This is a genomic window from Aeromicrobium sp. CF4.19 (genome assembly GCF_051262555.1).
Taxonomy (GTDB): Bacteria; Actinomycetota; Actinomycetes; order Propionibacteriales; family Nocardioidaceae; genus Aeromicrobium.
On record NZ_JBIMEU010000001.1, the window covers coordinates 641,580 to 656,621 of the forward strand.

Sequence of the window (15,042 nt, forward strand, 5' to 3'; positions counted from 1 at the left end):
TCGCGAGAGCCTGCTGATCGGTCACGCGGACACAGGGGTCCACGGCCAGCAGGTCTTCGGACTCGGGCTCCACCGGACGAGACGCCTTCCCGGGCCCCGAAGGACCCAGTGGCACGTTGCCTCGCCCGCCACCCTCACCGCTGCGCGTCAGTCCCGGACTCTCACCGGGTTCCCTGGCTCAACCTCGAGCACGACTGGCACGGGCAATGTAGCAGCGAGTCGTGCGGGGCGGAACCGGCAGAGACGCGAGCGGCACTCGGGCTGCTTCCCCGTCCGCGTGCAACCGTGCCGTCCACAGGTCAGTCTCGTGTCTGTGGTGGGTGTCGGTGGTGGGTTCTATGATGGGAACATCCACTCGATAAAGGATGTTTGGAGGCAGAGCCCGATGGCCGCACCCTTGCTGGAGCAGCAGCCCGTCCTCGCTGGTGACGTGGTCGCGACGCTCGCGCGGGTGCATGCGCTGCTGGACTCGGTCGGGGTCGGCGGGTTCGTCGGGTTGTCCGGGGGGCGTCAGCGCGAGGCGGCGGCGTCGTTGGCCCGGCTCGAGGCCCGGGCGGTGGCGTTGAAGCTCTCGGCTGTCGCGGCGGTGGAGTCCTCGGGTGAGGCGCGCCGTGAAGGCGCTTCCTCGACCGGCTCCTTGATCGCTGGTGACTTCGGTGGCGATCGTCGTGGTGCTGATGCGACGGTCAAGCAGGCCAAGCGGATCACCACGACCCCTCAGACGCATCAGGCGATGGCCAACGGGAGCCTGTCGGCTCGTCAGGTGAAGGCGATTGGCCGGGCCCTGGACCAGCTCCCCAAGACCGTCACTGCCGTCCAGCGTGAGGCGTGTGAGACGCAGCTGGTCGAGGACGCACCCCGGATGGACCTCAAGCAGTTCGAGCGCCACGCCGACCGGGTCGTGGGCCACTTCCTCACCACCACCGAGGACGAGACCGGGGACAAGTCCGACCTCGATGCCGCGGAGAACAACCTCGTTGCGGCCCGTGAGAAGCGAGCCTGGGACAACGCGGACTTCTGGATGGGGCCGGCCGTGGACGGGCTGGTCAAAGGCGGATTCACCATCCCCGAAGCCCAAGCCGCCCAGCTCCGCGTGGCGATGGACGCCCTGTGCGCACCACAGGTGGAGATCACCGGACCCTCCAGCCTGTCCCGCAGGACCGGCGAGGTGCTGCTGGACGAACGACCCTCCTGCCGGACGCGTCAGGGCTGGGCGTTCACCTGCCTGTGTGAGCTGCTGCCGATCGAGAAGCTCCCCGAGACCAACAACCTCGGACCCATCCTGACCATCAACCTCGACCTCGCCACCCTCCTCGAACGACTCAAGGTGGCGACCCTCTCCACCGGAGAACGGATCTCCGCCGGACAAGCCCGGCGCATGGCCTGTGAGCACCGGCTCCTCCCCGCGGTCCTCGGCGGAGAGTCGCTCCCGCTGGACCTGGGACGCGACAAGCGACTCTTCACCCTCCACCAGCGCCAAGGCCTCGCCCTACGCGACCGCGGATGTGTGTTTCCCGGATGTGATCGACCACCCGGCTGGTGCGTCGCCCATCACGCCCGCAGGACCTGGGCCGAGGGCGGCGGCACCGACCTCAACGACGGCGTCCTCCTCTGCCCCCACCACCACCGGATCCTCCACGCCGACGGCTGGGACATCATCTTCAACGAACGAGGCCACCCCGCCCTCGTCCCACCCGCCACGCTCGACCCCCGACGCCGACCCCGCCTGCACGACCGCTTCAGACACCAGAGCCGACACCCCGGGGAGAGCTCTGCCCGGCTGACCGCGGGCCGAGTGTGACCTGCTTCACCGGTCGTTCCCGGAGGCTGCCGCGACGCGCTACGGTACGCAGGCCAGTCGTGCCCGGGAAACCGGGCCGAGGGAACCCGGTGAGAACCCGGGACTGACGCGCAGCGGTATGAGTCGCGAGTCGGGCGCAAGACCACTGGACCGTCACGGTCCGGGAAGGTGCCCGGCGCGAACGGCTCGAGTCCGAAGACCTGCTGGCACACCACCGAGTGCAGATCGCTCGCGCGCTCGCCCAGGAACCGACCGAGCTGCTGGAGCTCGTCACCTCGACGGACACCACCACGGTCATGGCCCTGCACGACCTCAATCTCGCGGCCGCCTACTGCGACGAGGTCGTGGTGCTGCACGAGGGCCGGGTGCGCGCGACCGGGCGGCCGGCAGAGGTCATCGAGCCACGGCTCATCGCGGAGGTCTACGCCGTCGAGGCGACCGTTGTCCTGGAGAGCGGCGTCCCTCACGTGCGGTTCACCCGACCGCTCTGACCGCGACACCCTCCAGCGCTACGGTGTGACCATGGTCACTGAGACGTCGTCACGCGAGATCCGGACCGTCGTCTCGGGGATGTCGTTCACGGAGTGTCCGCGCTGGCACGACGACCGACTGTGGTTCGTCGACTTCTACACCCACGTCGTCTGCTCCGTGGCCGAGGACGGCACCGACCTGCGGACCGAGGCCGAGGTGCCGAAGCAGCCGTCGGGCCTGGGCTGGCTGCCCGACGGTCGACTGCTCGTGGTCTCGATGAAGGACCGCCGGGTCCTGCGCCGAGAGGCCGACGGCTCGCTCGTCACCCATGCCGACGTCTCCGAGCACGTCACCGGGCACCCGAACGACATGGTCATCGACGAGCAGGGTCGAGGCTGGCTGGGCAGCTTCGGCTTCGACCTCATGGGCGGCGCCGACGTCACCACCGCAGGACTGCTGCGCATCGACCCCGACGGCACGGTCACCCGCGTGGCCGAGGACCTGTGGTTCCCCAACGGCAGCGTCCTGACGCCCGACGGCGGCACCCTGCTCGTCGACGAGACGTTCGGCAACCGGGTCAGCGCGTTCGACGTCGACGCCGACGGGTCCCTCGGCCCACGCCGCGACTGGGCCGTCTTCGGCAAGCCGCCCACCGCCCGTGGCCTGCAGGACGCCCTGGCGCAGCTGAAGGTCGCGCCCGACGGCTGCGGCCTGGACGCCGACGGCTGCCTGTGGGTCGCCGACGCCCTGGGTGGGCGCGCCCTGCGGGTCCGCGAGGGCGGCGAGATCGTCGACGAGGTCGCGCCGGGCAGCGGTGTCTTCGCCTGCATGCTGGGTGGCGCCGACGGCCGGACGCTGTTCCTGTGCTGTGCACCCGACTTCGACGAGCACGCGCGCAGCAGCGCCCGCGAGGCACAGATCCGGGCGGTGCGGGTCGACGTCCCGCACGCCGGTCGCCCCTGATCAGCGGACTCGCCTCCGCACCCCCCTGATCCCACAGTAGGGTCGTGCCGTCAAGACGACGGGGGCGTCGCGGTCGCGGAGCCCCACACCTTCCAGGGGAGAATCCGTGAACCTTCGCAAGCCAGCCATCGCCACCGCTGCCGTGGTCCTCAGCCTCGGCCTCACCGCGTGCGGCGGCCAGTCCGTCGAGGACGCGTGCCAGACCGCCAACGAGGACGCCACCGAGGCGACCTCCGACCTCTCGTCCATCTCGCCCACCGATCCCGAGGGCAGCGGCGAGATGATCTCCTCGCTGGAGGAGGAGCTCAGCTCCAGCGCCGACAGCCTGGAGAACGAGGAGGTCAAGACCGAGGTGCAGAACCTGGCCGACCAGTTCGGTGAGCTCTCCGGCATCTTCGCCGAGCTGCAGGAGGCCGGCGAAGACCCTGACGCCCTCACCGAGGTCTCCGGCAAGCTGACCGATGCCTCCTCGGGCATCATGGACCAGGCTCAGACGCTGAACGACCTCTGCAACGCCTGACCACCACCACAGCACGGCACCACAGCAGCACGGGGCCGCGGTCACCCCCGGGTGACCGCGGCCTCGCTGCGTCCGGGCACGTGCGAGGGCGATCAGGCCGATGCTCCATCATGGGACGGTCGTGGCGCCCGCCACGACTCCCCCGGTCCTCGGAGGACGTGACAGCATGAGCGTCGAGCGCGACCGCACCGACCGGTGCCCCGGTGTGCTGCGACCGTGGATCGCCGACGACGGCGCCCTCGTCCGGCTGCGTCTCGTGGGGGGTGCCCTGCCGACGCAGCAGCTGGCGGACCTCGTCCTCGTCTCCGGCCGCCACGGGAACGGCGACGTGCACCTCACCCGACGGGCGAACCTGCAGGTGCGGGGGGTGCGTCACGCCGACGGGGAGGCCGACCCCGAGTTCGTCCGGGCGGTCGCCGCCACCGGCCTGCTGCCCTCGCGCAGCCACGAGCTGGTCCGCAACATCATGGTCTCGCCCCTGTCCGGGCGGCTCGCGGGTCGTGCCGACCTGCGCCCCGTGGCGTCGCGGCTCGACGAGCTGCTGTGCGCCGATCCTGACCTCGCCGACCTCTCGGCCCGATTCCTCGTCGTGCTGGACGACGGGCGCGGGGACCTCGTGGACCGCTCGCTCGACCTCGGGCTGATGGCGGTGGACGCAGAGCAGGCCCAGCTGCGCGTCGGTGAGCACTGGGGCGAGGTCGTGGCCATGGAGCAGGTTCCCGAGGTGCTCGTCCACCTCGCGCACCGGTTCCGGCACCTGCGCGAGGAGGCCGGCACCGGCGCGTGGCACGTCGACGAGCTCCCCGACGCGGGCGCCGCGATGCTGGACACCCACCATGCCCGTGACCTGCGCACGCAGGTCCACGCCCTGCCCGTCCCCCACGACACGCTGCACCAGGACGATGGCCGCACCGCCCTGCACGTCGACGTCCCCGGCGGTGTCCTGACCCACGACCTCGCGACGCGGATCCTGGCGCTCGCCGGACGCGACGTCGTCGTCACGCCCTGGCGCAGCCTGATCCTGCCCGACCTGGAGAACGCATGACGAACCTGATCGGTCCGCCCCCGAGCCGCTACGCCTACGAGAGCATCGGCTCGGCCATCTACGACGACTCCTTCGCGACCATCCGCCGCGAGGCCGACCTCTCGCGCATCCCTGCCGACGCCGAGAAGGTGGCCGTCCGGATGATCCACGGCACCGGGCAGACCGACCTGTCCGACGACCTCGTCATCCATCCCGGTCTCGTCGCTGCCGCGCGCGGCGCGCTCGAGGCCGGGGCGCCGATCCTCACCGACGCACACATGGTGGCCTCGGGGGTCACGCGAGCCCGGCTCCCCCACGACAACGACGTCGTCTGCCTGCTGCGGGACCCGCGCGTGCCGGAGCTGGCCTCCCGGTGGGGCACGACGCGCTCCGCAGCCGCGGTCTCGCTGTGGGCGAACCGGCTCGAGGGTGCCGTCGTCGCGATCGGCAACGCCCCCACCGCCCTGTTCCACCTGCTGGAGATGCTCATCGACGGCGCCCCCCGACCGGCGGCCATAGTCGGCGTGCCGGTGGGCTTCATCGGCGCCGCGGAGTCCAAGGACGCCCTGGCGGCGTTCGCCCACGACCACGACGTCGACGTGCCCTTCGTGACCGTGCGGGGTCGCCGCGGCGGCTCGGCCATGGCCGCATCGGCACTGAACGCCCTCGCCCAGGAGCGCGAGTGAGCAGCCGGGCGACGCCCGGACGTCTGTGGGGCGTGGGGGTGGGCCCCGGCGACCCCGAGCTCATCACGCGGAAGGCCGCCCGGCTGATCGCCTCGGCCGACGTCGTCGCCTACCACCAGGGCGTCGGCAAGCAGTCCAACGCACGACGCATCGCCGACGACCTCGTTCCCGCCGGGGCCGTCGAGGAGGTGCTGCAGTACCCCGTGACGACTGGCACGACCGAGCACCCCGGTGGCTACGCGGGCGCGATGGCCGACTTCTACACCGAGTGCGCCGAGCGCCTCGCCGCCCATCTCGAGGCCGGCCGCGACGTGGTGGTGCTGGCCGAGGGCGATCCACTGTTCTACGGCTCCTACATGTACCTGCACGATCGGCTGGCCGTGCAGTCAGGCGGGCGCTTCGAGGCCGAGGTCGTTCCCGGTGTCCCGGCGCTCGCGGCGGCCACCGCGACGGCGGGTGTGCCCCTCGTGCGGCAGACCGACGTGCTCACGGTGCTGCCCGGGACCCTGCCCGAGCCCGAGCTCGCCCGACGCCTCGCCGACACCGACGGTGCCGTGATCATGAAGCTGGGGCGGACGTTCCCGGCGGTGGTGAGTGCGCTGGAGCAGGCCGGACGTCTGGACGACGCGGTCTACGTCGAGCGAGCCTCGATGCCGCAGGAACGCTGGCTGCCGGTGGCCGACGTCGACCCGGACTCGGTGCCGTACTTCTCCCTCGTCATCGTCCCGGGCGACGGGGTGGGTGCCCGTTACGACGCTCCGCCGGTCACCGCCACGGCGGAACCCGGGCCCTCGCCGGCCACGGAGCTGCTTGTCGTCGGGCTCGGTCCCGGGCCGGACCACTGGGTGACCCCCGAGGTGACCGAGGCGCTCGCGCAGGTCGACCACGTCGTCGGCTACGGGCCGTACGTCGAGCGCGTGCCGCAGCGTGTGGGACTGACCCGGCACGCGTCGGGCAACACCGTGGAGGTCGACCGTGCACGGCAGGCGCTGGAGCTCGCAGCCGGCGGCGAGCGGGTCGCGATCGTCTCCGGCGGCGACGCGGGGGTCTTCGGCATGGCTTCGGCGGTCTTCGAGGCGGCCGAGGACCCCGCCCTGGCCCACGTGCCGATCCGGGTGCTGCCCGGGGTGTCCGCGGTGCAGGCGGTGGCGGCGCGGGCCGGAGCTCCCGTGGGTGCGGACTTCGCGGTGCTGAGCCTGTCGGACCGGCTCAAGCCGTGGGCCGTGGTGGAGCGGCGGGTGCGCGCGATCGCCGAGGCCGATCTCGTGCTCGCGGTCTACAACCCGGCGTCTCGCTCCCGGACGACGCAGGTGACGGACCTGCAGCGCATCATGCTGGAGCACAAGGCGCCCGAGACCGTGGTCGTCGTGGGCCGCGACGTCGGACGGGCCGAGGAGTCCCTCACCGTCACGACGCTGGCCGACCTGGATCCGGAGTCCATCGACATGAAGTGCCTGCTGATCGTCGGCGCCTCCTCCACCCGGGTCACCGCCGCCGGCCAGACCTGGACCCCCCGTTACGTCGACTGACCGGGACCACGACCCGTAGGCGGTGACCTGTTCGTGGATGGAGCCGCCATTCCACGAACACGCCACCGATCGGTCTGAGGTAGGACGAGTAGGTCACCGCCCACGGGTCGTCACCGGGTCAGGAGCGGGACGGGCGGTCGCGCTCCGTGGAGTACAGGAACGACTCGGTGCCGTCGGGCTCGCCGAGCGAGCGGCCCACGAGGATGACGGCGGCCTGGCGCAGGCCCGCGGCCTCGACCTGGTCGGCGATGTCGGCAAGGGTGCCCCACAGCACCATCTCGCGCTCCTGCGACGCGTTCGCGACGACCGCCACCGGGCAGTCGTCGCCGTGAGTCTCGGCGAGCTGGGCCGCCAGCTCACGCGTGCGGGTGATGGCCAGGTGCAGCGCCAGGGTGGCGCCCGTCGCGGCGAACGCGGCGAGCGACTCGCCCTCCGGCATCGCCGTGGACCGCGCCTGCGTGCGCGTCAGCACCACCGACTGCACGACCTCCGGGACCGTCAGCTCAGCACCCAGCCGGGCCGCGGCGGCAGCGTAGGCGGGCACGCCCGGGGTGACGTCCCACGGGACGCCGTGGGCGTCGAGCCGCCGCGTCTGCTCGTGCAGCGCGGAGTACAGGGACGGGTCGCCGGAGCACAGGCGGACGACCTCCAGGCCCTCGCCATGGGCGCCGACGAGCACGTCGATGATCTGGTCCAGGTCGAGGTCCTGCGTGTCGACCAGCCGTGCGTCCTCGCGGCAGTGTGCGAGCACCGCCGCGACGTACGTCCCGGCGTAGACGCAGACGTCGGCCGCAGCCAGCAGCGACGCGGCCCGCAGGGTCAGCAGGTCCGCGGCGCCGGGTCCGGCGCCGACGAAGCGGACGGTCACGCCCGCTCCTGCGGGTCGTCGCCCACGGCCTCCTCGTGCTGCTCCCACGAGCCGAACCCGTCGTGCTCGGCCGTCTCGGGCAGGGCCGACTCCGACGGGGCCGACTCGGGCAGCGCCGACTCGGAGGCGGCGGCCTCCACCGGTTCGTCGGCGGACTCGCTCACCTCGGCCTCCCGCGTCGGGACGGACGTCGCCGGGTCCTGCGTGCGCACGGCGTCGTCCTCGGGCTTGGTGGCGGCCCACTGCGTGACGGCGCGAGCCGGTGTCCAGCCGGTGAAGCCGCCGATGGGTGCGGCGTGCTCGACGTGCAGGCGGGTGAGCTCGCCCCCGTGACGCGAGTACCACTCGTTCAGCACCTGCTCGGTCTCCAGCGTCACGCCGTGGACGACGATCCGACCGCCCGGACGCAGGGCCGACCAGCAGGTCGAGAGCAGGCCGCGATCCGTGGCGCCGCCGCCGACGAACACCGAGTCGGGGGCCGGGAGGCCGTCGAGGGCGTCCGGCGCCTCCCCGACCACGACCTGCAGGTCCGGCACGCCGAGGGCGAGGGCGTTGCGCTCCACCCGTTCGGCACGGTCGGGACGCACCTCCACCGCGATCGCCGCGGCGTCGACGTGCTGACGGGCCCACTCGATGCCCACCGACCCCGCGCCGGCGCCGACGTCCCAGAGCAGACCGGGACCCGGGGCGAGCCGGGCGATGGCGCTGGCCCGGACGTCACGCTTGGTGACCTGGCCGTCGTGCTCGAAGGCGTCGTCGGGCAGCCCCGGTGCGAGCGGGAGGACCCGCCCGCCGGAGCTGCGGACCTGGACGGCCACGAGGTTGAGCCGCGGCACGGCCGCCTCGCCCCACGAGGCTGCGAGCCCGTGCTGCACGAGCTCCTGGGAGCCGCCGAGGTCGGCCAGGACGGTCAGCGCGCTGGCTCCGTAGCCGGCCCGCGAGAGCGAGGCGGCCACGAGGGCGGGCGTCGACTCGTCGTCGGAGAGCACCACGGCGCGGGCACCCTCACGCAGGTGGCGCAGCAGTCGCTCGTGATGGCGCAGCACCACGACGTCGTCGGCAGGCCAACGCATCCTGGCCATGGCCAACGAGACCGACGAGACGCCCGGCAGGATCGTCACGGCGTCCGGTCCCAGCAGCTCGACGAGGGTCGTGCCGATGCCCGCGACGAGCGGGTCGCCGGACGCGAGCGCCACGACGGTGCCCTCCAGCGAGTCCAGCAGCGCCGGAAGCTCCTCCCGGAGCGGCGAGGGCCACTGCACGCGCTCCGCGTCGACCTCTTCCGGCAGGAGTGCGAGGTGACGTTCGCCGCCGAGGACGACGGCGGCCTCCAGGACGGCCTCGCGGCGGGGGTCGTCCAGACCGGACCAGCCGTCGGCACCGATTCCGACGACGGTGATGTTCGTTCCCATGAGGCGCGACACTAACGGACCCGAGGGCCGTCCACCGGCGGCGGCTCGTCCCGGCACACGTACCGAGCACACCGGTCCGGGTCCCTGTGACGGTGTCTTCTCCCGGGCGGGGTCCGGTGTCTGTAGCCTGTGGGGGTCCAACAGCTCGAGGTGCCCCGCGACGACGACCGTCGGGTGGGGAGAATCGGGAAGCCGGTGAGAGTCCGGCACAGGGTCCGCTGCGGTGACCCGGAGCCACCTCGGTGGTGACGGGAAGTCCGAAGACCGGCCTCGAGCTGATCGCATGGCAGATCGAGCGGGAGCCCTCATGCCACAGCACTACCCCTTCAGCGCCGTCGTGGGCGCAGAGCCGGACGATCTCGGCGACATGGCGCTCGCCCTCGTCCTCACGACCGTCTCGCCCGCCGTCGGCGGCGTCCTGGTGCGCGGGGAGAAGGGCACCGCCAAGTCGACCATGGTGCGCGCCCTGGCCTCCGTCCTCCCGCCCATCGACGTCGTCGCCGGTGACCGCTTCTCCACCGACCCGCGTGAGCGCACCCCCCTGTCCCCCGACGGCCCGTTCGGCCCGGATCCGCAGGTCGAGACCCGCCCGGTCCGTCTCGTGGAGCTGCCCGTGGGTGCGACCGAGGACCGCGTCCTCGGGTCGCTGCACCTGGAGAAGGCACTCAGCGAGGGCGTCACCACCTACGAGCCCGGCCTGCTGGCCAAGGCGCACCGCGGAGTCCTCTACGTCGACGAGGTCAACCTCCTGCACGACCACCTGGTCGACCTCCTGCTCGACGCCGCCGCGATGGGCCGTTCCACGGTCGAGCGGGACGGCATCTCGGTGGAGCATGCCGCCCACTTCGTGCTCGTCGGCACGATGAACCCCGAGGAGGGTGAGCTGCGCCCGCAGCTGCTCGACCGGTTCGGGCTCACCGTCGAGGTCGCCGCCCCTCGGGACCCCGCCACGAGGGTGGAGGTCGTGCGGCGACGGATCTCCTTCGAGTCCGATCCCGACGCCTTCGGAGCCCGCTTCGCCGAGGCCGAGGCCGACCTCACCGCTCGGATCCGCTCCGCCCAGAGCCTCGTGGAGAAGGTCGAGCCGAGCGACTGGGCCCTGTTCAAGATCGCCCAGGTGTGCGCCGCGTTCGACGTCGACGGCATGCGCGCCGACATCGTCACGGCCCGTGCCGCGGCCGCCCACGCCGCGTGGAACGGTCGGCTGGAGATCCTGCGCGAGGACATCCGCGCCGCCGCTCGGCTCTCGCTGCCGCACCGGCGCCGGCGCAACCCCTTCGACGCGCCCGGCATCGACGAGGACCTGCTCGATCGGATCCTCGGCGACGACGAACCGCCTCCCACGCCCGACGACGACACCGACGGCCCGGGTGACGACGGTGCGCCCGAGGGTGGCCCCGAGACGGACCCGGCGGACCTCGATGCGCCTCCCGAGGGTGGCGAGGACCCCTCGGATCCGTCCCGCGCACCCGACGGACCGACGGGCTCCACCGATGACGAGCCCGGGGAGGCTGGGGAGCATGGGGGCGAGGACGGGCCCGAGCCGCGGGACCTCACCGACGACGCCGAGCCCGCCCCGACGCAGGCACCCGGTGGCCAGGACCCGACGAGTGTCGTGCAGGCCCAGCAGCCCTATCGGCCGCGCCTGTTCACGGTGCGCGGCACGGGCGCCGGCGAGGCGGGGCGTCGCTCCCGCGCCGTCACCTCCAACGGACGCCGCATCGGCGCCGGGCGGATCGGTCAGGGCGGGGGCATCCACCTCACCGAGACCATCCGCGCCGCCGCCCCCCACCAGGCAGCGCGCCGGGCCGACGGGCCGCCGGCCGACGACGCCGCCCGGCGTATCATGTTCCGCTCCGACGACCTGCGCGTCGCGGTCCGTGAGGGGCACGAGTCCAACCTGGTCCTGTTCTGCGTCGACGCCTCCGGCTCGATGGCGGCACGCAGGCGCATGGAGCAGGTCAAGACCGCGATCCTGTCGCTGCTGCTCGACGCGTACCAGCGTCGGGACAAGGTGGGGCTGGTGACCTTCCGCGCCGACCACGCCGAGCTCGCGCTGCCACCGACGTCGTCGATCGACATCGCCGCCCGACGCCTGGAGGACCTGCCGGCCGGGGGCCGCACCCCGCTCGCCGAGGGACTGCTGCAGGCTGCCGACGCGCTGAGGCTGGAGAAGGTCCGCGACCCGCGGCGTCGTCCCCTGCTCGTCGTGATCACCGATGGCCGCGCGACGCACGGAGCCGACCCGCTCGTGCGCGCCCAGCAGGCCGCCGCCCACGTCGCCGACACCGGCGTGGCGAGCGTGGTCGTGGACTGCGAGACGGGCCGCTTCCGCCTTGGCCTCGGCCAACGCCTGGCCGACGCCCTGCGTGCCGAGCACGTCCCGCTCGGCGACGTGAGCGCCGAGGCCCTCACGGGTGTCGTCCGTGGAGAACAGGGACCCTCGTCCGCCGGCGACCGGGGGGCCGCCTGATGCCCCAGGGCCAGCCACTCTCGGTCCCCGACGACGGCCTCACGACGCGCCAGCGCCGCAACCAGCCGCTGCTGATGGTGCACACCGGTGACGGCAAGGGAAAGTCCACCGCCGCGTTCGGGCTCGCGATGCGGGCGTGGAACCAGGGCTGGAACATCGGTGTGTTCCAGTTCGTGAAGTCCGCCAAGTGGCGCATCGGGGAGCAGACGGTCCTCGAGCGGCTCGCCGAGCTGCACGACGAGACCGGGATCGGGGGGCCGATCGAGTGGCACAAGATGGGCTCGGGCTGGTCGTGGTCCCGCAAGGAGGGCTCAGTCGAGGATCATGCGGCCGACGCCGCGGAGGGGTGGGCCGAGGTCAAGCGTCGCCTCGCCCGGGAGCAGCACGACCTCTACGTGCTCGATGAGTTCACCTACCCGATGCAGTGGGGCTGGGTCGACGTCGACGACGTCGTCGAGACCTTGGCGTTCAGGCCGGGCCGGCAGCATGTCATCGTCACGGGGCGCCGTGCCGACGCCCGGCTCGTCGAGGTCGCCGACCTCGTCACCGAGATGCAGCACGTCAAGCACCCGTTCGACCGCGGCCAGAAGGGCCAACGGGGGATCGAGTGGTGAGCGCCGCGCCCCTGCCGCGCCTGGTGATCGCCGCTCCGGCGTCCGGGCACGGCAAGACCACCGTCGCCACGGGGCTGATGGCCGCCCTCTCACGTGCGGGGCACACGGTGTCGGGGCACAAGGTCGGGCCGGACTACATCGATCCGGGCTACCACGCCCTCGCGACGGGTCGCCCCGGCCGCAACCTCGACCCGCACCTCGTCGCCGAGGACCAGCTGGGGCCGTTGCTCGCCCACGGTGCCGGCATCGACGGCCCCGCCCCGGCGGACCTGGCGGTCATCGAGGGCGTCATGGGGCTCTACGACGGCCGCATCGGCGGTGACGGGTTCGCGTCCACGGCCCACGTCGCCCAGGCCACCGGCAGCCCCGTCGTCCTGGTCGTCGACGTCTCCCACGCCTCCCGGTCGATCGCCGCCCTCGTGCACGGCATGGTCACGTTCGACCCCACCGTCCGCGTCGTCGGCGTCATCCTCAACAAGGTCGGCACGCAGCGGCACGCCGACGAGGTGTGCCGCGCGATGGAGCAGACCGGCGTGCCCGTGCTCGGCATCCTGTTCCGCGACGACGCCGTCGTGGCACCCTCCCGGCACCTCGGGCTGGTGCCCGCCGACGAGCGCGACGACGCGGCGCAGTCGCTGGACCGCCTGGCGCACAGCATCGCCCGCACGGTCGACCTCGAGCAGGTCGTCGCCCTGGCCAGGACGGCCCCGCCGCTCGACGCCCGGCCGTGGCAGCCCCCCGGGCCGCCCGCCGGCACCGACACCTCCGGGGCCAGGCCCGTCGTGGCCGTCGCCGGAGGCCGCGCCTTCACGTTCCGCTACGCCGAGACCACCGAGATGCTCACCGCTCTCGGGTGCGACGTGGCGGTCTTCGACCCGCTCGCGGACGAGGCCCTGCCGGAGGGCACCAGCGCCCTCTACCTCGGCGGCGGCTTCCCCGAGGTGCATGCCGCCGGGCTGTCGGCCAACGCCCCGCTGCGCGCGTCGCTGCGGGCCGCCGTCGAGGCCGGGCTGCCCACGTACGCGGAGTGCGCCGGCCTGCTCTACCTGTGCCGCTCCGTCGACGGCGCCCCGATGGTGGGCGCGCTCGACGCCACGGCCGCCATGGCACCCAGGCTGACGCTGGCCTACCGCACCTGGGTGGCGCCGCAGGACTCTCTCGTGGCCGCTGCAGGCACCCGCGTCACCGGGCACGAGTTCCACCGGACCCTCGTCTCCCCGGTCGCCGCGGACACGGCGGCCTGGACCGGCCCGCAGGGACCGGCCGGCTTCGCCCACGGCTCGGTGCACGCCTCCTACCTGCACACGCACTGGGCCGGCCACCCCCAGATGGCGCACCGCTTCGCCGCCGCCGCCCGAGCCGCGACGCCGGCCGACGCGACCTCCTCGGCCACGATCCCGTGCGAAGCCGCGACGCCCGCTCACCGTCTCGACGCCGCCCGCTCGCGCCACGACGTCGAGCACCCCGACACCTCCTGGCACGGCGACCGCGAGCTCGCCGAGGGGCTCGTCGACGTCGCGGTCAACACCTTCGACGGGCCTCGCCCCACCTGGCTCGACGAGGCGCTCACGTCGGCCGACCCGACGCACTACCCGGACCCCACCGACGCCGAGACCGCCGTCGCACGACGCCACGGCCGCCGCCCGGCCGAGGTGCTCGCGACCGCGGGTGCCGCGGAGGCGTTCACGCTCGTCGCGGGGCTGCGACCGTGGCACTGCCCGGTCGTCGTGCACCCGCAGTTCACCGAGCCCGACGTCGCCCTGCAGCGCGCCGGCCACACCGTCCGGCGTGTGCTGTGCGACCCGGGAGCCGGGTTCGCCCTCGAGCCCGACCGGGTCCCTGAGGAGGCCGACCTCGTCGTCGTCGGCAACCCCACCAACCCCACGGGTGTACTGCACCCCGCCGACCAGATCCGCGCGCTGCGCCGCCCCGGGCGGCTCGTCGTCGTCGACGAGGCCTTCATGGACGGACTGCCCGGTGAGCCGGAGTCCTTGGCGGAGCAGCCCGTCCCGGGCGTGCTGGTCGTGCGCAGCCTGACCAAGCTGTGGACCATCCCCGGAGTCCGCGCCGGGTACGTGCTGGGCGCCGAGGACGTCGTCGCGCAGCTGCGCGAGCGGCAGACGCCGTGGTCGGTGGGCTCGCAGGCCCTCGCCGCGATGCACGCGTGCTCCTCGGAGCAGGCGCGCACCGAGTCCGCCGCCCGGGCCACCGCCCTCGTGCGCCAGCGCGCCGTCCTCACCGACGGGCTCACCGAGCTGGGCGTCCCGTTCGTCCACGGCCCGGCGCCGTTCGTGCTGGCGCGCCTCGGCCTCGGCGTCCGCGCCCGGCTGCGCGAGGCGGGGTTCGCGGTGCGTCGAGCCGACACCTTCCCCGGCCTCGACGACACCTGGGTGCGCCTGTCGGTGCGTCGGCCCGACGTCACGCGCAAGCTCCTCGCGACGCTGCGGATCGAGCTGGGATGAGCGGTCTGGATGTCACCGCCCGCCGGGTCCTCGTGGTCGGCGGCGACGCCGCGGCGGCGGCCGAGGTGGGCGCGCTGCTGGACGCCGGCGCCGACGTCACCGTGGCGGCCCCCGAGGTCTGCCCCGCCATCGACGACCTGGCCGACCGAGGACTCATCCGGTGGGAGCATCGAGCACCTCACGAGCACGACCTCGCCGCGGCCGACCTCGTCGTGCACC

General features: G+C 73.2%; 12 protein-coding genes, 1 pseudogene and 3 riboswitches. Of the genes and pseudogenes, 11 read left to right on the forward strand and 2 right to left on the reverse strand.

Annotated elements, in window-relative coordinates; genetic code table 11:
- Positions 1–30: 30 nt before the first annotated feature.
- Positions 31–214: riboswitch (cobalamin riboswitch) on the reverse strand.
- Positions 215–385: 171 nt separating this feature from the next.
- From ACHAAC_RS03190 to ACHAAC_RS03220, 7 genes are all read left to right on the forward strand, one after another.
- Positions 386–1,801, forward strand: coding sequence for a DUF222 domain-containing protein (locus tag ACHAAC_RS03190; RefSeq protein ID WP_435714484.1), 1,416 nt, complete (start codon positions 386–388; stop codon positions 1,799–1,801).
- A 37-nt stretch (positions 1,802–1,838) separates the two neighbouring features.
- Positions 1,839–2,023: riboswitch (cobalamin riboswitch) on the forward strand.
- Entirely contained in the window at positions 2,020–2,292 is a 273-nt protein-coding gene (locus tag ACHAAC_RS03195) for a hypothetical protein (protein ID WP_435714485.1), read from the forward strand. It overlaps the preceding riboswitch by 4 nt.
- A 31-nt stretch (positions 2,293–2,323) precedes the next feature.
- Positions 2,324–3,235, forward strand: a complete 912-nt coding sequence (locus ACHAAC_RS03200) for an SMP-30/gluconolactonase/LRE family protein (RefSeq protein ID WP_435714486.1) — start codon at positions 2,324–2,326, stop codon at positions 3,233–3,235.
- Positions 3,236–3,341: 106 nt separating this feature from the next.
- The gene (locus tag ACHAAC_RS03205; RefSeq protein WP_435714487.1) at positions 3,342–3,755 is read left to right on the forward strand and encodes a hypothetical protein; all 414 of its coding nucleotides are present in this window, start codon (positions 3,342–3,344) and stop codon (positions 3,753–3,755) included.
- 166 nt (positions 3,756–3,921) lie between these two features.
- Positions 3,922–4,800, forward strand: coding sequence for a nitrite reductase (locus ACHAAC_RS03210; RefSeq protein ID WP_435714488.1), 879 nt, complete (start codon positions 3,922–3,924; stop codon positions 4,798–4,800).
- Complete coding sequence (locus ACHAAC_RS03215; protein WP_435714489.1) at positions 4,797–5,465, forward strand: precorrin-8X methylmutase; 669 nt, start codon at positions 4,797–4,799, stop codon at positions 5,463–5,465. The genes ACHAAC_RS03210 and ACHAAC_RS03215 overlap by 4 nt, the downstream gene beginning before the upstream one ends.
- Positions 5,462–6,994 carry a precorrin-2 C(20)-methyltransferase gene (locus ACHAAC_RS03220; RefSeq protein ID WP_435714490.1) on the forward strand — a complete coding sequence of 511 codons (1,533 nt, stop codon included), beginning with the start codon at positions 5,462–5,464 and terminating at the stop codon, positions 6,992–6,994. The genes ACHAAC_RS03215 and ACHAAC_RS03220 overlap by 4 nt, the downstream gene beginning before the upstream one ends.
- Positions 6,995–7,112: 118 nt before the next feature.
- On the opposite strand, the gene ACHAAC_RS03225 is transcribed toward ACHAAC_RS03220, so the two are convergent.
- Both ACHAAC_RS03225 and cbiE read right to left on the reverse strand, forming a co-directional pair.
- Positions 7,113–7,862, reverse strand: a complete 750-nt coding sequence (locus tag ACHAAC_RS03225) for a cobalt-precorrin-4/precorrin-4 C(11)-methyltransferase (RefSeq protein ID WP_435714491.1) — start codon at positions 7,860–7,862, stop codon at positions 7,113–7,115.
- A complete protein-coding gene (cbiE, locus tag ACHAAC_RS03230) occupies positions 7,859–9,274 on the reverse strand; it encodes a precorrin-6y C5,15-methyltransferase (decarboxylating) subunit CbiE (RefSeq protein WP_435714492.1) in 1,416 nt (471 codons plus the stop codon). Before cbiE ends, ACHAAC_RS03225 begins: the two co-directional genes overlap by 4 nt.
- 131 nt (positions 9,275–9,405) lie before the next feature.
- Positions 9,406–9,561: riboswitch (cobalamin riboswitch) on the forward strand.
- Here cbiE and ACHAAC_RS03235 point away from each other — a divergent pair.
- The 4 genes and pseudogenes from ACHAAC_RS03235 to ACHAAC_RS03250 form a co-directional block, all read left to right on the forward strand.
- Positions 9,558–11,747, forward strand: a complete 2,190-nt coding sequence (locus tag ACHAAC_RS03235) for a VWA domain-containing protein (RefSeq protein ID WP_435714493.1) — start codon at positions 9,558–9,560, stop codon at positions 11,745–11,747. It overlaps the preceding riboswitch by 4 nt.
- Entirely contained in the window at positions 11,747–12,361 is a 615-nt protein-coding gene (cobO, locus tag ACHAAC_RS03240; protein ID WP_435714494.1) for a cob(I)yrinic acid a,c-diamide adenosyltransferase, read from the forward strand. The genes ACHAAC_RS03235 and cobO overlap by 1 nt, the downstream gene beginning before the upstream one ends.
- A complete protein-coding gene (locus ACHAAC_RS03245) occupies positions 12,355–14,823 on the forward strand; it encodes a cobyrinate a,c-diamide synthase (RefSeq protein ID WP_435714495.1) in 2,469 nt (822 codons plus the stop codon). Before cobO ends, ACHAAC_RS03245 begins: the two co-directional genes overlap by 7 nt.
- Positions 14,820–15,026 (forward strand): annotated as a pseudogene (locus tag ACHAAC_RS03250) (NAD(P)-dependent oxidoreductase); the annotation flags it as partial. The gene ACHAAC_RS03245 and the pseudogene ACHAAC_RS03250, both read left to right, overlap by 4 nt.
- Positions 15,027–15,042 lie beyond the last annotated feature (16 nt).

Coding starts and splice junctions, on each gene's coding strand:
- ACHAAC_RS03215 (WP_435714489.1), top strand. CDS start 4,797: ATGACGAACCTGATCGGTCCGCCCCCGAGCCGCTACGCCTACGAGAGC.
- ACHAAC_RS03190 (WP_435714484.1), top strand. CDS start 386: ATGGCCGCACCCTTGCTGGAGCAGCAGCCCGTCCTCGCTGGTGACGTG.
- ACHAAC_RS03210 (WP_435714488.1), top strand. CDS start 3,922: ATGAGCGTCGAGCGCGACCGCACCGACCGGTGCCCCGGTGTGCTGCGA.
- ACHAAC_RS03200 (WP_435714486.1), top strand. CDS start 2,324: ATGGTCACTGAGACGTCGTCACGCGAGATCCGGACCGTCGTCTCGGGG.
- ACHAAC_RS03235 (WP_435714493.1), top strand. CDS start 9,558: ATGGCAGATCGAGCGGGAGCCCTCATGCCACAGCACTACCCCTTCAGC.
- cbiE (WP_435714492.1), bottom strand. CDS start 9,274: ATGGGAACGAACATCACCGTCGTCGGAATCGGTGCCGACGGCTGGTCC.
- cobO (WP_435714494.1), top strand. CDS start 11,747: ATGCCCCAGGGCCAGCCACTCTCGGTCCCCGACGACGGCCTCACGACG.